The sequence below is a fragment of the Paenibacillus aceti genome (genome assembly GCF_003614185.1).
Lineage (GTDB): Bacteria > Bacillota > Bacilli > Paenibacillales > Paenibacillaceae > Fontibacillus > Fontibacillus aceti.
The window spans coordinates 3,617,936-3,636,827 of record NZ_KZ987724.1 but is presented as its reverse complement, the minus strand read 5'-3'; the positions used below and the strand labels follow the sequence as shown (position 1 = coordinate 3,636,827).

Below are 18,892 nucleotides of genomic sequence, written 5' to 3'. Positions count from 1 at the left end.
AAAAGGAGGTTAATCACTTGCGTGTAGATCCGAACACTTTAGAACTGACTGAAAGAGTAGTACACATTAACCGTGTTGCTAAAGTAGTTAAAGGCGGACGTCGCTTTAGCTTCAGTGCACTGGTTGTTGTCGGTGACGGCAAAGGCTGGGTTGGTGCTGGTATCGGTAAGGCTGGCGAAGTTCCAGATGCGATTCGCAAAGGTATCGACGATGCGAAGAAAAATCTTATCCATGTACCGATCGTAGGGACTACAATCCCTCACCTGGTAACTGGACGTTTTGGCGCTGGTAGCGTGTTATTGAAACCAGCTTCAGAAGGTACAGGGGTTATCGCTGGTGGTCCTGTTCGTGCGGTTCTCGAACTTGCAGGCGTAGGCGACATTCTTACAAAATCTTTAGGTTCTTCGAATTCCATCAACATGGTCAACGCAACTTTGGAGGGTCTGTCCCGTCTGAAACGCGCTGAAGATGTTGCGAAATTACGCGGTAAATCCGTCGAAGAACTACTCGGTTAAGGAGGGAATTCTCATGGCTAAATTGCAAATTACCCTCGTGCGTAGTTTGATCGGACGTCCGGAGAACCAACGTACTACCGTGAAAACATTGGGACTTCGCAAAATTAACCAAACTGTGGTTCACAACGATAATCCTGCTATTCGCGGCATGGTTAATCAAGTAAGCCATCTGGTTAAGGTTCAAGAGATTGCGGAGTAATCTGAAGCGATAACTGCATTCAGTACTGACTAACCCGCATCAAGCGGGTTAACGTTATGGGCTAATGCCAACAATAAATAAGGAGGTGCAACGAACGATGAAGTTACATGAGCTTTCCTCAGCTACTGGTTCCCGTCACGAACGCAAACGCGTTGGTCGCGGTACTGGTAGTGGTATGGGTAAAACATCTACGCGTGGTCACAAAGGTCAAAACGCTCGTTCCGGCGGTGGTGTTCGTCCGGGCTTCGAAGGCGGTCAAAACCCGTTGTATCGTCGCTTGCCAAAACGCGGATTTATCAATCCGACGCGGAAAGAGTATGCGATTGTGAACATCGAAGAACTTAACAGCTTTGCGGCGGGTACAGAGGTTACTCCTGAACTGTTGATGGAACAAGGTATCGTGAAAAACGCAAAAAGCGGCATCAAGGTTCTTGGCAACGGTGAAGTTACTGTCAAATTGACGGTTAAAGCTAATAAGTTCTCTCAATCTGCGGTAGAGAAAATTGAGGCTGCCGGCGGTAAAACCGAGGTGATCTAATGTTTAAAACCATTAAGAACATTTGGCATGTAAAGGACCTGCGCACACGTATTCTCTTTACACTGTTTATCTTCATCATCTATCGGATCGGATCTTTCGTTCCGGTTCCGGGTGTTGACACCCGAGTATTTGAGACGGTAAACAATGCGGGGAGTGAGTTGTTCGGGTTCCTGAACACTTTCTCGGGCGGTGCTCTCAAGAACTTCTCCATCTTTGCGCTCGGGATCATGCCGTATATTACGGCGTCCATTATTGTTCAACTGCTCTCTATGGACGTCATTCCGAAGTTTGCGGAATGGGCGAAGCAAGGGGAGTACGGTAAGAAGAAAATGGCCCAAATTACCCGCTACGGCACGGTAGTTCTGGCGTTGATACAGGCGTTTGCAACTTCGATTGGTTTCAACCGTTTGTATGGAACTGAGATGGTACCCAATGCGACATTTGCGGATTATCTCGTCATCGCAATCGTGTTGACAGCTGGTACTTCGTTCTTGATGTGGCTTGGTGAGCAAATTACGGATAAGGGGATCGGTAACGGTATCTCGCTGATTATCTTCGCCGGGATCGTCGCTGCTATTCCATCACATATCCAGAGTATTGCTCAATCCGAATTCATCGTTGAAGGACAAACCTTCATGAATGTGGTGAAATCGATCGCGATTATATTGGTCTGCGTGCTTATCGTCGTTGGTGTTATCTACATCCAACAGGCGATTCGCAAGATTCCAGTACAATATGCAAAACGTGTTGTAGGCAACAAGATGTACGGTGGCCAGAATACACATATTCCGTTGAAGATCAATTCAGCGGGCGTTATTCCAGTCATCTTCGCTGTATCGCTTCTGCAATTCCCAGTCATTATCTCTAGCTTCTGGTCAACTCGTGTTTGGGCAAAATGGATCCACGAGAACCTGGCTATTGACCATGCATTAGGTATGGTACTTTATGTTGTGATGATCATCGGATTCACGTTCTTCTACACTTTCGTGCAGATGAACCCGCAGCAGCTTGCGGACAATATGAAGAAGAATGGCGGATTCATTCCAGGCATTCGTCCTGGGAAGGCGACACAGACTTATTTGACCAAGGTATTGAGCCGTCTGACAATGACAGGTGCTATTTTCCTCGCTGCGATTTCAATCCTACCGGTTGGTTTAGGGGCGCTTGCTAGCTTGCCACGTACCGTACAAATCGGCGGAACTTCGATTCTGATCGTAATCGGTGTTGCACTGGATACGATGAAGACGATCGAAGGACAATTGATTAAGCGGCATTATAAAGGCTTCATTAATAAATAGGTGATAGGTTCCAGGCCGAGTTTGTACTTCAGCTCACCTGGCGCCTATTATGCTGTTTCTTGTAAGGAGATTCTAGGAGGGAGTGAAAAAACATGAACGTTTTATTCATGGGGCCTCCTGGAGCAGGTAAAGGGACACAAGCTGAGGTTATCGTTAACGAATTCGGCATTCCTCATATTTCGACAGGCGATGCATTTCGTCTGGCGATTAAACAGGGAACTCCTGTAGGGATGAAAGCGAAGGAGTATATTGATAAAGGCCTCTTGGTGCCTGATGATGTTACAGTGGGCATCGTTCGTGAGCGCCTTCAGCAGTCCGATTGCGAAAATGGTTTTTTATTGGACGGTTTTCCAAGAACCCTTTCGCAAGCGGAAGCGCTGGAAGATCTGCTGAGTGGTCTTGGCAGAAAACTGGAGCATGTCATTAACCTGAAGGTAGATCGTGATAAGCTGATGGCGCGCCTTACTGGACGTCGTATCTGTAAGTCTTGCGGATCTACTTATCATGTGATCTTTAATCCTCCTGCTCAGGAAGGTGTTTGTGATAAGTGCGGCGGTGAGCTGTACCAACGCTCCGACGACAACGAAGAGAGCGTAGGCACTCGGCTGGACGAATATATCAACAAAACGGCACCTCTCCTCAAGTTTTATGAAGATAAAGATTTGCTTCGTCAAGTTGATGGAGAACAGGAAATTGATTCGGTCTCCAAGGAGATCGTATCTATACTGCGAGGTCAGGTGTAATGATCATTTGTAAATCCGAAACGGAACTAGGCTTTATGAGAGAAGCAGGGCGGATCGTAGCGGAAACGCACAGGCTCATGGCGCAATCGATTGAGCCTGGAATTACGACGGGTGAACTCGATCACATCGCCGACAAGTTCATACGCAGTCAAGGCGCTGTGCCGTCTTTTAAAGACTACAACGGTTTTCCTTACAGCATTTGCGCTTCGGTCAACGATGAATTGGTACACGGCTTTCCCGGCAAACGTAAATTGAACGAAGGCGACATCATTACGCTTGATATAGGTGCGGAATATCGTGGCTATCATGGAGATTCAGCCTGGACGTATCCGGTTGGTGAAATATCCGCTGAGACACAGAGACTTCTGGATGTAACAGAAGGTTCTCTATACGCTGGTCTGGCCCTCGTTAAGCCTGGTGTTCGCTTATATACCATATCGCATGCAATCCAACGTCATATCGAAGAAGCGGGTTTCTCGGTCGTTCGTGAATATGTCGGTCACGGCATAGGAACTGAACTGCATGAAGAGCCGCAAATTCCAAATTACGGCACGCCTGACCACGGGCCGCGGCTTAAAGCAGGTATGGTACTTGCTATTGAACCGATGGTCAATGCCGGTGAGCGTTTCGTAAGGACGCTGGAAGATGATTGGACGGTCGTCACGGTGGATGGTTCACTCTGTGCTCATTTTGAGCATACAGTAGCAGTCACTGCGGATGGCATGGAGATTCTCACTAAACTGGATGAGTAGGTGGTTATAGCAATGCACCGCTCTGTACCACAGGTTGGCCAGTTGGTGAAAGTGTTGAAGGGTAGAGATGCAGGCGACATTTATGTGATTATTGATATCGTCGATGACCGATTTGTATGGATCGCGAATGGGGATAAACGTAAATTTGATCAGCCTAAACGTAAAAATATACAGCATCTTGAGCTTCAGCCCATCATCAGCAGCGAGGTTGTTCAAAGTTTGCAAGAAAGCGGTAGGGTGACGAACGGTAAACTGCGTCATGCAGTGAGCGTATATATGGCATCCGCCAATGCTAATGCCGAAGAGAAAGGAGACTGAATGTGTCCAAAGAAGATGTTATTGAAGTAGAAGGAACGGTGGTAGAGCCGTTGCCGAATGCTACCTTTAAGGTAGAGCTTGAGAATGGTCATCAAATTCTCGCTCACGTGTCCGGTAAATTGCGGATGCACTTTATTCGGATTCTGACGGGAGATAAAGTGGTGGTTCAATTATCACCCTATGACCTGACCAAGGGACGTATCACATATCGTAAATAGATACCATATCATTTACTTTCATTTTGTGGTACTATATTCAGGTTGAGTGAAGTTTAGCTTATTTAGTATGATGGAATTGCTTGTGAATACAGGCTGCTATCGAGGCAAGTTTTACGACAGTAAAACTTGTTAATCTTTGTGAAGAGAGCTTTGCAGGGCAAAGCAGATTCACGTTTTTCAAGTTAGGAGCATATTTGCAAACCTAACTAATCCTTACGAAGAGAGTTTTGCTTCGCAAAACTTTGAGGAGGTAGTCAACATGAAGGTAAGACCTTCTGTAAAGCCTATTTGCGAAAAATGCAAAGTCATTCGTCGCAAAGGCCATGTCATGGTGATTTGTGAAAATCCAAAACACAAACAAAAACAAGGTTAAAGAAGGGGGTGTAGCGTAAAATGGCACGTATAGCTGGTGTGGATTTGCCACGTGATAAACGCGTTGAGATCGCCTTAACTTACATTTTCGGAATCGGTAAAACGACTTCCCAGAAAATCCTGAGCACAACAGGCATCAATCCGGACACTCGTGTTCGTGATTTGACGGAAGATGAGGTTAGCAAACTACGCGAAACGATCGACAAGACGGTCAAAGTTGAAGGTGACCTGCGTCGTGAAATTTCTTTAAATATTAAGCGTTTGATCGAAATCGGATGCTACCGCGGTGTACGTCATCGTCGTGGCCTGCCGGTTCGCGGACAACGTACGAAAACGAATGCCCGTACTCGTAAGGGTCCTCGTCGTACTGTAGCGAACAAGAAGAAATAAGAAGGGAGGATAACTGACAATGGCTAAACCAAAAAAAGTCGTACGTACAAAACGTCGTGATCGCAAAAATATTGAGTCTGGTGTAGCACATATCCGCTCCACCTTCAACAATACGATTGTTACGATTACAGACCCACATGGCAACGCAATTTCATGGGCAAGCTCCGGCGGTCTTGGATTTAAGGGTTCCCGTAAATCCACTCCGTTTGCTGCACAAATGGCAGCTGAATCTGCTGCAAAAGCAGCTATGGAACATGGCATGAAAACTGTCGAGGTTATGGTTAAAGGTCCTGGAGCCGGCCGTGAAGCCGCTATCCGCTCTTTGCAAGCGGCAGGCCTTGAAGTTAACATGATTAAAGACGTGACTCCGATTCCTCACAATGGATGCCGTCCTCCAAAGCGCCGTCGTGTATAATGAAGCTGCATCTAATGTGGTATAGCAACAGCATATTTTGGTAAGAATGGTTGTTTAGGCATACTACATGATAAGACTTCAATAGACATGACAGTTTGCGTAGGAACGAGTGTTTGAAGGAGGGGTACTTTCGTGATAGAAATCGAAAAGCCGAAAATTGAGACCGTTGAAGTTAACGATGAAGGCACCTATGGTAAATTTGTAGTGGAACCACTCGAGCGTGGTTATGGCACCACTTTGGGTAACTCGCTTCGCCGGATTTTACTATCTTCTCTGCCTGGTGCTGCGGTAACCTCGGTCCAAATCGATGGTGTTCTGCATGAATTCTCGACTGTCCCAGGGGTAATGGAGGACGTTACGGAAATCATACTGAATCTGAAGGCTCTTTCACTGAAAATCCATTCGGATGAGGAGAAAATCCTTGAGATCGATGCGGAAGGTGAAGGAGTAGTTACAGCAGGGGATATCCGTGCGGACAGCGATGTGGAAATCCTGAATCCGGAGCTGCATATTGCAACGCTGGAGCCGGGTTCGAGACTTCATATGCGCATTTTCGCGGGACGTGGTCGTGGTTATGTTCAAGCAGATCGTAATAAACGAGACGATCAGCCGATCGGAGTTATTCCCGTCGATTCGATCTATACCCCGATTACTCGCGTCAATTACGTTGTAGAGAATACCCGTGTTGGCCAAGTGACCAACTATGACAAGCTGACGCTTGAAGTATGGACCGATGGCAGCATTAAACCTGAAGAAGCGGTTAGTCTCGGGGCAAAAATTTTGACCGAGCATCTCTTCCTGTTCGTTGGGTTAACTGACGAAGCGAAGGACGCTGAAATCATGGTAGAGAAGGAAGAAGACAAGAAAGAGAAAGTTCTTGAAATGACGATTGAAGAGCTTGATCTGTCCGTTCGTTCTTACAACTGCCTCAAACGTGCCGGTATCAATACGGTACAAGAGCTGACCACGAAGACGGAAGAAGATATGATGAAGGTGCGTAACCTGGGTCGTAAATCTTTGGAAGAAGTTCAAGAGAAGCTCGAGGAGCTCGGTTTAGGGCTTCGTACGGAAGAATAGACTCTTGTGAATCGTTTTTAGCGAAGGAGGGAAAACTCAAATGGCATACCAAAAGTTGGGCCGTAATTCCAGCGCTCGTAAGGCTTTGTTCCGTGACCTGGTAACCGACCTGTTCTTATATGAACGTATCCAAACGACTGAAGCGAAAGCGAAAGAAGTTCGTTCTATCGCTGAGAAGCTGATCACTAAGGCAAAACAAGGAGATCTGCACGCTCGTCGTCAAGTTGCAGCTTATGTTCGTCGTGAGTCGATCGACGGTGAACAAGATGCAATCCAAAAACTGTTCGCGGAGCTGGCACCACGCTACTCTGAGCGTCCAGGCGGATACACTCGTATCTTGAAATTGGGACCACGCCGCGGTGACTCTGCACCTATGGTTTACTTGGAATTGGTAGACCGGGCTTAATTACCGGGGATAACCCATTTGTACGTGAAACTCTCTGTCGGCTCGCCTTTATGTGGCTTAGCTAGCGGAGAGTTTTTCTGTGCAAAGGGGAGTGCGATTAAAAGCAGAATTTTTGAACTACCTCTGAGGGAGGATCTTGATGCGTAACTTGTTAATGATCGTCAGCTACGATGGAACTGAATACTTTGGGTTTCAGACCCAGCCCGGCGGTAACACCGTTCAGGACCATCTGGAAGCGGCGATCATGCAGTTGACAGGGGAGGTCGTGAAGATCCACGGTTCGGGGCGAACAGATGCCGGAGTACATGCCAGACAGCAGCCTTTCCATGTGCACACGGACTCCAAGATTCCTGTGGATCGCTGGAGAATGGCGCTGAATGGGCGTCTGCCCGCCGATATACGGGTTACTGATGTGCGAGAGGTTCCGCTATCTTTTCATGCCCGCAGATTGGCTAAGCGGAAGACGTACAGATTTACGATCAACGCGAATCGGATACCGGATGTATTCACGCGCCGTTATCAAGTTCATCATCCCGGTCGGCTGAATGTCGAGAGCATGCGGGAGGGACTGAAGCACCTGATCGGGACTCATGATTATACCTCTTTTGCCTCCCGTCATTCCACCAAAGCCAGCCATGTGCGTACGATCTACGATGCCTGGATCGAATGGGACCAATCGGGTAGTTGCTCCGGTTCGCATGAGCAGGGAATCATTCATATCTTCATGACCGGCAGCGGCTTCTTGCAGCATATGGTGCGGATCATTGTCGGAACGCTGCTTCAGGTTGGCGAAGGCAAGCGCAAGCCAGAGGACATGAAGCGGATTCTGGAGGCGAAGGACCGTGCAGCAGCGGGGCCAACCGCAGAGAGTAAAGGGCTGATGCTCTGGGAAGTTCTTTACGATGAGGCCGGGGATGAGGGAACGGACTTGCTTGAACGGAATGAGACAGAGCAATAGCAGGCTATTATAAAAAATACTTGCGCATTGCCTTTTTATCCTGTAAAATAGAGGTTGTGTTTCTTAATGGCTATCCCACGGCCCCGATTAAGATAATACACAGTTCGTGATTTACGAATTGCTTGATAAGTAAATGACAAGAACGAAGATAAATGAACCATTTGAACGAGAATGAAGGAGGATCATTACATGCGTACCACCTACATGGCGAAGCCAGCCGAAGTTGAGCGCAAATGGCACATCATTGATGCCGAAGGCAAAACGCTGGGCCGTCTGGCAAGCGAAGCTGCTGCACTCATTCGCGGCAAACATAAACCAAGCTTTACCCCTCACGTTGACGGCGGTGACTTTGTTATCGTGATCAATGCTGAGAAGATTGTTCTTACTGGTAAGAAGATGGATAACAAGAAATATTACCGTCATTCCCTGCATCCAGGTGGTTTGAAAGTGACTGTTGCTAAGGACCTTTTGAACACGAAACCTGAACGCGTCATTGAATCGGCTGTACACGGAATGCTTCCTAAGACTCGCATGGGCGAGAAGATGAAGCTGAGATTGAAAGCTTACGCTGGAACAGAGCATCCACATGCAGCACAAAAACCTGAAGTTTACGAACTTCGCGGATAATAAAAAGGGAGGACAGTTTCATGGCACAAGTACAATACTATGGGACAGGTCGTCGTAAACATTCGGTAGCTCGTGTTCGCCTTGTACCGGGTGAAGGACGCATTGTCATTAATAAGCGTGATATCAATGAGTACTTCGGTTTGGAAACTCTTAAACTGATCGTAAAACAACCTTTGAATTTGACGGAAACGCTTGGCAGCTATGACGTAATCGTTATTGCTCACGGCGGTGGTATCTCCGGTCAAGCAGGCGCAATCCGCCACGGTATTTCCCGTGCATTGCTCAAAGCTGACCCTGAATTCCGTCCTGCATTGAAAAAAGCAGGATTCCTGACTCGTGACCCACGGATGAAAGAACGTAAGAAATACGGTCTCAAAGCCGCTCGTCGCGCGCCACAATTCTCGAAACGTTAATACCTGTATATTTACAGCCTGTTTCACTTCGGTGAAGCAGGCTGTTTTTAATTTCTACTCACGCACATCTCGAATAATATTCACAATCCTGAATATTGATAAAATGGTGGATGTTGGTTTGCCATTCTGTTATATTGAAGTTGTATTCATTATCTTGAAGAGAGGGAGATTTTCTAATGTCTAATTCTAGGACCATGAAATGGGTGACGGGTTCTTTCGAACTGATCCTGGGGATTCCTATTATCGGTGGACTTATCATCATTGGGACTTCATACATACCTTTATTCATTATGTTCGTGCTACATATTATAACCTTAGTCCTGTCTGCTAATAATCAGGAATCCAAGTACGGCTCAATCGTTGGAATTATCACGTCATTGGTTGCCTGGATCCCCTTCGTAGGCATGATTATGCATCTGGTGACGGCCATTCTGCTCATGATTAGTGCAGCCCAGCATAAAACTACGAATCAAACGGATTCCACGTTCAGATATTAAATCATCATAGACCATAACATAGAGGCAGAGGAAGAAGAGGTACCCGACTTAGGGTGCCTTTTTTGTTGAACGCATTGACTTCTAGCTGGAAATATTTATACTATAAATAATAATTCAAATCTGATTAGTTGGACTTATTCCAAGACATGGGGGGCAAATCATGAATTTACTGGAGAAAGAAGCGTTGATTCAGGAGAAGGCCGTAGAGTTGGAATCGGCGACACCGCAGGAGATTATCGCCTGGGCCGTCGAGACGTTTCCCAACATTACATTTGCCTGCAGCTTTGGCGCGGAGGATGTAGTGCTGGTCGACATTCTGCAGAAGGTCAGTCCGGCTACAGATATCTTCTATCTGGACACCGATTTTCATTTCAAGGAGACTTATGAAACCCGAGACAAGCTGATGAACAGATATGATCTGCAATTCGTTAGAGTATCCCCGTTAATTAGCCCGGCAGACCAGGAACGGCAGCATGGAGCAGAACTGTGGAAGAAGGACCCTAATACCTGCTGCAATATTCGCAAGGTTGAGCCATTGACCCGGGTATTATCGAAGTATGAGGCCTGGATTACGGGAATCAGACGCGATCAGGCGCCGACGAGAGCGAATGCGAAGAAGATCGAGTATGATGTCAAATTCGGACTTGTAAAATTCAACCCGATCGCTGATTGGACCAGTGAGGATGTATGGAACTATATTCATTCGAATGGCCTCGTATACAATCCGCTGCATGATCAGAATTATCCGAGCATCGGTTGTGAGCACTGTACCCGGCCAGTAATGCCTGGGGAAGATGCTCGGGCAGGTCGGTGGGCGGAATCAGAGAAGACAGAGTGCGGACTGCATAAATAACTAAAAATGATCATGTCTATGATCAGGGAGGAACGAAGGATGACTTCAATTTTACCGCATGGCGGTACGCTGATCCATCGCATCGTCACCGGTGAAGAACGGGACAGCCTGCTCCAGGAAGCGCAGGAGATGAAATCGCTACGCATTAATACATGGACAATCTCAGATCTGGATTTGATTGCTGTAGGGGCATTTTCGCCTTTAACCGGGTTTATGAACGAGGAAGACTATCTCTCAGTAGTGAAGCATATGCGGCTAGCAGACGGCACCGTATGGAGCATTCCGATCACCCTCTCTGTAAGAGAGGAGAAAGCGGCGGGTTTCTCCTTGCATGAGCAGGTTGCTTTGATTGGAGAAGAGGATGGCATTATCTATGCCATCATTGAAATTGGCAGCATCTATAAGGCTGATTTAAAGGAGGAAGCGAGACAAGTATTTAAGACTACGGATCCTGAGCATCCGGGCGTAAAGAAGCTGCTGGAGCACTCTCCGGTCTATATCGGTGGAGCAGTCAAGGTGCTGAATCGTCCACAGCCGGATCGCTTCCCGGAATTCTATTTTGATCCGCAGCAGACGAGACAGTTCTTCTTAGATAAGGGCTGGAACACGGTGGTAGGCTTTCAGACGCGGAATCCCGTGCATCGGGCGCATGAATATATCCAGAAGAGCGCCATGGAGATTGTGGATGGGCTATTCCTTAATCCGCTAGTTGGCCAGACGAAGTCAGATGATGTCCCCGCGGATGTTAGAATGCAGAGCTATCTGGTTCTGCTGGAGAACTATTATCCTGAGGATCGTACATTTCTAGGCGTCTTCCCGGCTGCGATGCGGTATGCTGGACCGCGGGAGGCGATTTTCCATGCGATTGTACGCAAAAACTATGGCTGTACCCACTTTATCGTCGGCCGCGATCATGCGGGTGTAGGAGATTATTATGGAACCTATGAAGCTCAGCAGATATTCAGCAATTTTACGCCAGAGGAGCTGGGCATCACGCCGTTATTTTTTGAGCATAGCTTCTTCTGTACCAAATGCGGAAATATGGCCTCGAGCAAGACTTGTCCGCATAGCAAGGAGGACCATCTGACCTTATCTGGAACGAAGGTGAGAGGATTGCTGCGTGAAGGAATCTGTCCTCCGCCGGAGTTTACCCGTCCCGAGGTGGCAAGAGTGCTCATTGAAGGGATGAGTCATCAGGTCGTAATTTAATCATTCAGTAATATTTGTCCACCTCGTCCCATATAGATGATTAGTGTCATTTATAGTGTGAGTTCAAAAAGTTCGGGTTTCTGTACCGAGAAGCTCGGCTGAAGCTGGGGAACTTTTTGAATAACCGCTTATAGGGATGGAGGTGGCTTTTCTATGGACTCCAAGGATAAAGTAAGCGTCTGGTTATCGCTAAGCCATATCAAGAGAGTGCTGCTGGGAATCGGTCTGCTAGGCCTGTTATTTGGATTCGCCAAATATGAAGTTCCAGCTATTAAGACGGCGAGCTATTGGAGTCTGCCGCTGGCGGGTACAACGATCGCCCTGGATGCCGGACATGGGGGGCCTGATGGTGGAGCTGTAAGTAAACAAGGCATTATAGAGAAGGATATTAATCTAGCGGTGACCTTATATTTACGTGACTACTTGCAGCAGGCTGGTGCGATGGTCTATATGACCAGAGAGGATGATCGCGATCTGGCCAGTCCAGACACCAAAGGATATAAGAAGCGTAAAACCGAGGATTTGACGCGACGGGTACGCTTGATTGAGGAGAAACAAGCTGAACTGTTCGTCAGTATTCATATGAACAGCGTACCTTCTTCAAGATGGAGTGGGGCACAGACCTTCTATTCGACCAACAATGGAGATAGCATTACGCTGGCTGAGCTCATTCAGGATGAACTGCGCAGAAATTTGAATAATACGGACAGAGTGGCCAAACAATCGGATAAATCCGTGTATCTATTGGAGGAGCTTAAAATTCCTGCGGTACTTGTGGAGGTCGGTTTCTTATCGAATCCGGAGGAAGCGAGGCTGCTTGGGGATGAGAAATACCAGCGGAAGGTAGCAGCTTCAGTCTATCAAGGAATCATGAAATATATTTCTAAAAAAGAAAGCGGAATCAAAGCAGAAAACACCAGGAAATGATATAATTAATATCATAATATTGCTAAATTATTTGATTACTAATAGATCCGGGGTGTTGTCTGTGTTAACGAAGGAACAGCTTGAAGCAGTGCTAAGACCCATAGCGGAGCCCGTACTGGGCCGAAGCTTGATCGATTTGCGTTGGATACGCAATATGATGATCAAAGAGGATAAGGTCTCTCTGACGGTAATCTCCTTGAAGCAGGATGAAAATACCCGCAATAAGCTGGGTGAAGAGATCCGTTTCCGTCTGAAGGAAGCCGGAGTCGACAATGTTCATTTACGATTCCGCGAGCCTTCTGAGATGGAGCGTCAAGAAGCTGGACAAGCTGCCACCACAGGTGAGGCAGAAGCCGAACAGGCTCCAAGAGGACACGGGGCCGGGCTGGAGAGCCTGCCTATCCTCGATCCTAGATCGGGTGTTCAATTCATCGCTATTGCCAGCGGTAAAGGCGGGGTAGGGAAATCCACAGTTACTGTCAACCTGGCGAGCGCTCTTGCGCGCCTCGGCAAGAAGGTCGGACTGATCGATGCTGATATATATGGATTCAGTGTCCCGGATATGATGGGAATTGAAACAACGCCCGTTATTGAGGATGGCGCAATCCAGCCCGTCGAAAGATTCGGTGTCAAAGTGATGTCGATGGGCTTCTTCATCCAGGAGAATACGCCGGTGATTTGGCGGGGCCCGATGCTGGGGAAGATGCTGCGTCAGTTTTTTGCCGATGTCAATTGGGGTGAGCTTGATTATATGTTGCTTGATCTGCCGCCAGGCACTGGAGATGTAGCGCTAGACGTCCATCAGATGATTCCGCAGAGCCGTGAAATTATCGTTACGACGCCTCATGCCACAGCTGCCTTTGTCGCGGCTCGGGCAGGGGCTATGGCGTTGAAGACTGAGCATGAAGTGCTGGGTGTGGTCGAGAATATGGCTTATTATGTATGCCCGGACTGCGATAAGAAGGATTATATCTTCGGCCGCGGGGGCGGTGCGAGGTTAGCGGAGACGCTCCATACGGATCTGCTGGCCCAAATTCCGCTCGGAATTCCAGACAACCATCCGTCTGAGCCGGATTTCTCCCCATCGGTCTATAAGGCAGATTCGCCGATTGGCCGTATCTATGATGAGATCGCAGCTGCGATTGAGCAGAAAGTCCACAAAGACTGAACCGTTACGGTTCAGTCTTTTTTATCTACTTACTGTAAATAGGCTCGAGGCTTGCTACACTTCATTTAACCTTCTTCACCAGAGCCGCTGTCTGAACCGCTATCGCCGCCGCTACCGCTCTGTTTCTTTTCGCCACTACCGCTTTGTCCACCTTGTTCTTGACCTGATTGGCCGGATTTCTCGACTTTAGGAATAAGCTGCTCCTGAACGACGGTCTTCAGCAGTTCCATGACTTGCATTTTGAATATAGGGCTCTGCATGGCCTCCTGCATGACCGTCATCGTTTGCTTGCGATAATCAGAGGTTTTGGTTAAATCCAGGAACATCTGCATAATCTCCGGCGATTTCAACATATCGGTCATCGACTTCTGATACATCGGATCTTTGATCAGATCCAGATGAAGCTGCTTGTTCTGAGCGCTAATCGCTTTGGCGAAATCACCAGCAAACTGAGGATCGGTCATGATTTTTTCAATTTCCTTTTTATACTCGGGCGAGGTTATAGTATCCTTTACAGCCATTTTTACCTCTTGGGAGGTATGGGATGGAAGGAGCATTTTGATCTTGTAGTTTCCACTGCCTGATCCGCCGCCGCTGCCGCTAGACCCACTGGATCCGCTTGCGCTGCCGCCTTGTTCTTCAGAGCTGCCGGAACCTGACCCGGAATCGGAACCAGAGCCCGAGTCGGAGGATGAGCTGGAGCTTCCCGAATCACTCGGTGGTGAGCTCAATGCTTCATAGATCGCCTTTTTTCCATCATCCGTCTTAAGAATGTCGAGCACCATCGATTTTGTATCTTTATATCCGCCTTGGGATGATTGCGATGAGCCTTGATCAGAGCCGCATGCGGTCAGCGTAAGAGTAAGTATTATGCATAATAACGAGCGGTAACTAGCCACCCACCTCATGGTTCCAGCCTCCTTATTACTTTTTGAACATGCACTTGTAGTATGTGGATTAAAAAAAGAATTATCCGAGTAAAAACGATGGTGTTTTTCTGACATCATTGGTAAAATATTTCGGTAGTGGGAGGTGGCTTTTGTGAATTTAAAAAGATGGCTGCATTTGTTCTGGACGACCCTGGCGGTTGGAGCCGCCGGATCGCTAGTGATAGGCCTGGTGCTGCAGTTGACGAACACGACAAATACGATGGAACTGAATGGTGCCGCTGATTATTTGTTGTACCTCGGGATGCTGCTCTTGGCGGGGGTTATGGTGAGCGTATACTCCCAGATGGGATTTTTCGCGTATATGATGGTGAATTATATGGGCACCGGTGTTTTCTCCCGTAGAGCCTGGCTGTATGTCCAACTTGTATTAACGGCATTGGCTCTGTTTGAATTGATGTTCCTGCGTATTTTTGTAGGCGGTCACAAGGATTCCTTCTCCGATCTGATTCTGGGGATCATTATCCTGGTTATCGCGTGCGGGGTCGCTTATTTCAAGGCCAAGATGACGAATGATTCAGCCTGGATTCCGACTATATTCTTTATGACAGCGATTACGATTGTGGAGACGATCGGCGTGCTGAAGATTGGGGTGGATCAGGCGACCGTCTGGGTTGCGGGGACGTTGATCGCTTGTAATGCTTATCAGATTTTGATTCTGCACCGCCTTGTAAAACCAAAAGCAAGTACAACCAATCTCCATGTAAATACATAATTTTCTGAAAATAAATCAAGGACCGTCAAATCCGCCTGAGGCGAAGTTGAGGTCCTTTTTTTAATGGGGAGTTACATTCCGGCAGCGATATCGATTTGTCTCCGAAGCCATGCTTGATCTCGGACTTCATTACCCTTGAGATTTGCTTCCTGCAGCAGATCGGTTACTGTGACAAAGTCATATCCTTTTTGCCGGAGTTGATCGATAATGATCGGTAGGGCTTCATGCGTCTGTTTTGCTGAATCACTGGCATGCAGGAGCACGATATCTCCCGGGTGAGCCTTGTTGACGACGCGATTGACAATTTTATCGACGCCTTTATTTTGCCAATCCTGTGAATCTGTGTCCCATTGGATGACTTTATATCCAAGTCCGTCAGCGATAGCTAACACGCGCTTATCAAAATCGCCATTGGGAAGCCGGATCAGATTTGGTGCTTTTCCGGTCATTTCGGTTAAAATAGAGTGGGCTGTAGAAATCTGCTTGGATATTTCTTCGTCGCTAAGCTCGCTGTAATTGTCATGCTTATGTCCATGGCTGCCAATTTCATAACCTTGCTCCTGGATGGTCTTCAGGATATCCGGATGGCTCTTTCCCCATAGGGAAGAGACGAAGAAGGTAGCCTTCTGAACATTTTTATCTTGGAGAACTTTCAGAATCGGTTCGGCCCGTTTGTCTCCCCAACTGATATCGAAGGTCAGGGCGATCACTTTCTTCTCCGTAGGCACGCTGTAAATGGCGGCGGGGCTGCTCTCCTCGGAGAATACAGTGATATGGCTCTGCTCCACATAGACGATACCTGCTGCAAACAGGGCCGCGGCAAAAACAAAGAAAAACCTTTTGATTTTCTTCCCGTTAAGGACATAGAAGAAATTGTTCATGCTTTTTTTAGCCCCTCTCGTTATCAGAATTGAATTTTGGCTCATTTGTACAACTATATGCCTGTACCTTTCGGGTTTATGACCCTTTCTTGTCCGAGATTCTATGAAGAGAGATTAAATTAGAGAATAATGTAGGAGGAGTTATACATGCTGTCATTTCGTTTATTTATCCGTGACTTACTGAAATATAAGAGGTCGTTAATTGTGGCGATTGCTTTCTTTGCGGTTGGCATCTTGATGGGAGCTATCGAGTCGGACCGGATCGCTAATCTCGTTATGGACGATATTGAAGTATTGCGCAGCTATAGTGAACAATTATCCCAGACGGCTACCCCGGAGCTGAGTTTTTTTAAATTTATCTTTTTGAATAATTCGGTAAAAAGTTTGGGGGTTATCTTTCTAGGCGCCCTGTTCGGCGTATTCCCGGCAGTGTTCCTGTTAATGAATGGTCTGGTCCTTGGATTTCTAGTAACAGTACAGGCCCAGAAAGGAGCGGATATGTTTGATCTTATTGTGAAAGGGCTGCTGCCTCACGGCATTATCGAGATTCCGGCAATCATTATTGCCGCCGCTTTCGGGATACAATTCGGTTATTTCGTATTGAAGGGGATTGGTGAACTGGGTGCGCGGGATCGTGGCGAGAGGACGATCGTCTGGAGTGATTTTCTCATATCGCTCGTCAGAGCTGCGTTCTGGACGGTAATCCTGCTTCTGGTTGCAGCGGTTATCGAGAGCACGCTCACTTTTTACTTAGTTCGTTAGTGGACTCTGTCATAATTTTCCCGAAAACTGTGCATAACAGTAAAGCGGTCAGAAAGCGACCGTAAGCAAAGACCCGTTATGCATGGTCCGGGATTGGCAGGTTACATAGATAAACTGAGTAGATAGAGGAGCTGTAGTTATGTTAGGTATGATGTTTAATGATAAGGAATGCAAGGAGCTTGATTATGTGTTACGCAAAGAATTGGATGAGATGTTGCTTGATATGAGCGATCAGCGTCTGGATCAGGATATACGTGATGCGATCGCCAAAAGATATAAAACCGTGTTCCGGATGTACGCCAGATTTGCCCCTTCCAAAGAACTCTCCAAGTATGCTAGAAATTCACGTTTTCCACGGGTTAAACAATAGGATAAAATTGGATTTGACTTTAGTATCTGTAGTATGATAAATTATGAAACGTTCCGATTTTTGCGGGATAAGCTCGCAGGATGCAGTAGAGTTCAAAACTTGATAAAAAAAGTTGAAAAAACTCTTGCAAAACTCGAGACAACATGTTATATTATAAAAGTCGCCGCTGAAACGCAGCGATGCACCAAAGTGAAGTTGATCTTTGAAAACTGAACAACGAGTGAGCGGGTTTCACGTCAAGTGAAATCTAAGAAATAAGTCAGATTCAAAATGAGCTAATCGCTCTTTTCAATGAGTAACAACTTTATTGGAGAGTTTGATCCTGGCTCAGGACGAACGCTGGCGGCGTGCCTAATACATGCAAGTCGAGCGGACTTGATGGAGAGCTTGCTCTCTTGAGAGTTAGCGGCGGACGGGTGAGTAACACGTAGGCAACCTGCCTGTAAGACTGGGATAACTAGCGGAAACGTTAGCTAATACCGGATAATTTATATTCTCGCATGAGGAGATAATGAAAGACGGAGCAATCTGTCACTTACGGATGGGCCTGCGGCGCATTAGCTAGTTGGTGGGGTAACGGCTCACCAAGGCGACGATGCGTAGCCGACCTGAGAGGGTGAACGGCCACACTGGGACTGAGACACGGCCCAGACTCCTACGGGAGGCAGCAGTAGGGAATCTTCCGCAATGGACGAAAGTCTGACGGAGCAACGCCGCGTGAGTGATGAAGGTTTTCGGATCGTAAAGCTCTGTTGCCAGGGAAGAACGTCCGTTAGAGTAACTGCTAACGGAGTGACGGTACCTGAGAAGAAAGCCCCGGCTAACTACGTGCCAGCAGCCGCGGTAATACGTAGGGGGCAAGCGTTGTCCGGAATTATTGGGCGTAAAGCGCGCGCAGGCGGCTATTTAAGTCTGGTGTTTAATTCCAAGGCTCAACCTTGGGTCGCATTGGAAACTGGGTAGCTTGAGTGCAGAAGAGGAGAGTGGAATTCCACGTGTAGCGGTGAAATGCGTAGAGATGTGGAGGAACACCAGTGGCGAAGGCGACTCTCTGGGCTGTAACTGACGCTGAGGCGCGAAAGCGTGGGGAGCAAACAGGATTAGATACCCTGGTAGTCCACGCCGTAAACGATGAATGCTAGGTGTTAGGGGTTTCGATACCCTTGGTGCCGAAGTAAACACATTAAGCATTCCGCCTGGGGAGTACGGTCGCAAGACTGAAACTCAAAGGAATTGACGGGGACCCGCACAAGCAGTGGAGTATGTGGTTTAATTCGAAGCAACGCGAAGAACCTTACCAGGTCTTGACATCTGAATGACCGGT

General features: G+C 47.4%; 26 protein-coding genes and 1 other annotated feature. Of the genes, 24 read left to right on the top strand and 2 right to left on the bottom strand.

The annotated features are described in order from the left end of the window. Window positions 1-17 precede the first annotated feature (17 nt). From rpsE to salA, 21 genes are all read left to right on the top strand, one after another. Window positions 18-515 (top strand): 30S ribosomal protein S5, encoded by a 498-nt coding sequence (gene rpsE, locus BFJ94_RS16340; protein ID WP_120463612.1) that lies wholly within the window; start codon window positions 18-20, stop codon window positions 513-515. Window positions 516-528: 13 nt separating this feature from the next. Next, window positions 529-714: a 50S ribosomal protein L30 gene (gene rpmD, locus BFJ94_RS16335; RefSeq protein ID WP_120463611.1), complete on the top strand. Its 186-nt coding sequence runs from the start codon at window positions 529-531 to the stop codon at window positions 712-714. Window positions 715-811: 97 nt separating this feature from the next. Then, window positions 812-1,252, top strand: a complete 441-nt coding sequence (gene rplO / locus BFJ94_RS16330; RefSeq protein ID WP_120463610.1) for a 50S ribosomal protein L15 — start codon at window positions 812-814, stop codon at window positions 1,250-1,252. After that, window positions 1,252-2,550, top strand: coding sequence for a preprotein translocase subunit SecY (gene secY / locus BFJ94_RS16325; protein WP_120463609.1), 1,299 nt, complete (start codon window positions 1,252-1,254; stop codon window positions 2,548-2,550). Before rplO ends, secY begins: the two co-directional genes overlap by 1 nt. Window positions 2,551-2,642: 92 nt before the next feature. Then, window positions 2,643-3,293: an adenylate kinase gene (locus BFJ94_RS16320; RefSeq protein WP_120463608.1), complete on the top strand. Its 651-nt coding sequence runs from the start codon at window positions 2,643-2,645 to the stop codon at window positions 3,291-3,293. Then, on the top strand, window positions 3,293-4,045 hold the full coding sequence (gene map, locus BFJ94_RS16315; protein ID WP_120463607.1) for a type I methionyl aminopeptidase: 753 nt from the start codon (window positions 3,293-3,295) through the stop codon (window positions 4,043-4,045). Before BFJ94_RS16320 ends, map begins: the two co-directional genes overlap by 1 nt. 12 nt (window positions 4,046-4,057) lie before the next feature. Then, complete coding sequence (locus BFJ94_RS16310; protein ID WP_120463606.1) at window positions 4,058-4,363, top strand: KOW domain-containing RNA-binding protein; 306 nt, start codon at window positions 4,058-4,060, stop codon at window positions 4,361-4,363. Window positions 4,364-4,365: 2 nt separating this feature from the next. After that, on the top strand, window positions 4,366-4,581 hold the full coding sequence (gene infA, locus BFJ94_RS16305; protein ID WP_068779122.1) for a translation initiation factor IF-1: 216 nt from the start codon (window positions 4,366-4,368) through the stop codon (window positions 4,579-4,581). Between the two features lie 259 nt (window positions 4,582-4,840). Further along, window positions 4,841-4,954: a 50S ribosomal protein L36 gene (gene rpmJ / locus BFJ94_RS16300; RefSeq protein WP_068779123.1), complete on the top strand. Its 114-nt coding sequence runs from the start codon at window positions 4,841-4,843 to the stop codon at window positions 4,952-4,954. 20 nt (window positions 4,955-4,974) lie between these two features. Further along, window positions 4,975-5,343 (top strand): 30S ribosomal protein S13, encoded by a 369-nt coding sequence (gene rpsM, locus BFJ94_RS16295; protein WP_036712625.1) that lies wholly within the window; start codon window positions 4,975-4,977, stop codon window positions 5,341-5,343. A 19-nt stretch (window positions 5,344-5,362) separates the two neighbouring features. Then, on the top strand, window positions 5,363-5,758 hold the full coding sequence (gene rpsK / locus BFJ94_RS16290; RefSeq protein ID WP_009226663.1) for a 30S ribosomal protein S11: 396 nt from the start codon (window positions 5,363-5,365) through the stop codon (window positions 5,756-5,758). Window positions 5,759-5,890: 132 nt separating this feature from the next. Continuing rightward, window positions 5,891-6,835 carry a DNA-directed RNA polymerase subunit alpha gene (locus BFJ94_RS16285; RefSeq protein ID WP_120463605.1) on the top strand — a complete coding sequence of 315 codons (945 nt, stop codon included), beginning with the start codon at window positions 5,891-5,893 and terminating at the stop codon, window positions 6,833-6,835. A 40-nt stretch (window positions 6,836-6,875) separates the two neighbouring features. Next, window positions 6,876-7,241 carry a 50S ribosomal protein L17 gene (gene rplQ, locus BFJ94_RS16280; protein ID WP_120463604.1) on the top strand — a complete coding sequence of 122 codons (366 nt, stop codon included), beginning with the start codon at window positions 6,876-6,878 and terminating at the stop codon, window positions 7,239-7,241. A 139-nt stretch (window positions 7,242-7,380) separates the two neighbouring features. Continuing rightward, window positions 7,381-8,199: a tRNA pseudouridine(38-40) synthase TruA gene (gene truA, locus BFJ94_RS16275; protein WP_120463603.1), complete on the top strand. Its 819-nt coding sequence runs from the start codon at window positions 7,381-7,383 to the stop codon at window positions 8,197-8,199. 189 nt (window positions 8,200-8,388) lie between these two features. Beyond that, window positions 8,389-8,826 carry a 50S ribosomal protein L13 gene (gene rplM / locus BFJ94_RS16270; protein WP_120463602.1) on the top strand — a complete coding sequence of 146 codons (438 nt, stop codon included), beginning with the start codon at window positions 8,389-8,391 and terminating at the stop codon, window positions 8,824-8,826. A 20-nt stretch (window positions 8,827-8,846) separates the two neighbouring features. Next, on the top strand, window positions 8,847-9,239 hold the full coding sequence (gene rpsI / locus BFJ94_RS16265; RefSeq protein WP_120463601.1) for a 30S ribosomal protein S9: 393 nt from the start codon (window positions 8,847-8,849) through the stop codon (window positions 9,237-9,239). Window positions 9,240-9,415: 176 nt separating this feature from the next. Beyond that, complete coding sequence (locus tag BFJ94_RS16260; protein ID WP_120463600.1) at window positions 9,416-9,736, top strand: hypothetical protein; 321 nt, start codon at window positions 9,416-9,418, stop codon at window positions 9,734-9,736. 160 nt (window positions 9,737-9,896) lie between these two features. Beyond that, on the top strand, window positions 9,897-10,589 hold the full coding sequence (locus BFJ94_RS16255; protein WP_120463599.1) for a phosphoadenylyl-sulfate reductase: 693 nt from the start codon (window positions 9,897-9,899) through the stop codon (window positions 10,587-10,589). A gap of 39 nt (window positions 10,590-10,628) precedes the next feature. Beyond that, on the top strand, window positions 10,629-11,798 hold the full coding sequence (gene sat, locus BFJ94_RS16250) for a sulfate adenylyltransferase (protein WP_120463598.1): 1,170 nt from the start codon (window positions 10,629-10,631) through the stop codon (window positions 11,796-11,798). Between the two features lie 153 nt (window positions 11,799-11,951). Further along, complete coding sequence (cwlD, locus tag BFJ94_RS16245) at window positions 11,952-12,725, top strand: N-acetylmuramoyl-L-alanine amidase CwlD (protein WP_120463597.1); 774 nt, start codon at window positions 11,952-11,954, stop codon at window positions 12,723-12,725. A 61-nt stretch (window positions 12,726-12,786) separates the two neighbouring features. Then, entirely contained in the window at window positions 12,787-13,893 is a 1,107-nt protein-coding gene (gene salA / locus BFJ94_RS16240) for an iron-sulfur carrier protein/transcriptional regulator SalA (RefSeq protein ID WP_120463596.1), read from the top strand. A 65-nt stretch (window positions 13,894-13,958) separates the two neighbouring features. Here salA and gerD read toward each other — a convergent pair whose 3' ends face one another. Then, the gene (gene gerD / locus BFJ94_RS16235) at window positions 13,959-14,801 is read right to left on the bottom strand and encodes a spore germination lipoprotein GerD (RefSeq protein WP_120463595.1); all 843 of its coding nucleotides are present in this window, start codon (window positions 14,799-14,801) and stop codon (window positions 13,959-13,961) included. A 133-nt stretch (window positions 14,802-14,934) separates the two neighbouring features. Here gerD and BFJ94_RS16230 point away from each other — a divergent pair, with 133 nt between their 5' ends. Further along, window positions 14,935-15,555: a KinB-signaling pathway activation protein gene (locus BFJ94_RS16230; protein WP_120463594.1), complete on the top strand. Its 621-nt coding sequence runs from the start codon at window positions 14,935-14,937 to the stop codon at window positions 15,553-15,555. A 71-nt stretch (window positions 15,556-15,626) separates the two neighbouring features. Here the strand turns inward: BFJ94_RS16230 and pdaB are convergent, their stop codons facing one another. Then, a complete protein-coding gene (pdaB, locus tag BFJ94_RS16225; protein ID WP_120463593.1) occupies window positions 15,627-16,436 on the bottom strand; it encodes a polysaccharide deacetylase family sporulation protein PdaB in 810 nt (269 codons plus the stop codon). Window positions 16,437-16,583: 147 nt separating this feature from the next. Here pdaB and BFJ94_RS16220 point away from each other — a divergent pair, with 147 nt between their 5' ends. Together BFJ94_RS16220 and BFJ94_RS16215 are read left to right on the top strand one after the other, a co-directional pair. Beyond that, a complete protein-coding gene (locus tag BFJ94_RS16220; protein WP_120463592.1) occupies window positions 16,584-17,198 on the top strand; it encodes a stage II sporulation protein M in 615 nt (204 codons plus the stop codon). Between the two features lie 139 nt (window positions 17,199-17,337). Continuing rightward, a complete protein-coding gene (locus tag BFJ94_RS16215; RefSeq protein ID WP_068779141.1) occupies window positions 17,338-17,568 on the top strand; it encodes a hypothetical protein in 231 nt (76 codons plus the stop codon). A 312-nt stretch (window positions 17,569-17,880) separates the two neighbouring features. After that, window positions 17,881-18,765, top strand: a sequence feature (16S ribosomal RNA rRNA prediction is too short). The last annotated feature ends 127 nt before the right edge of the window (window positions 18,766-18,892 follow it).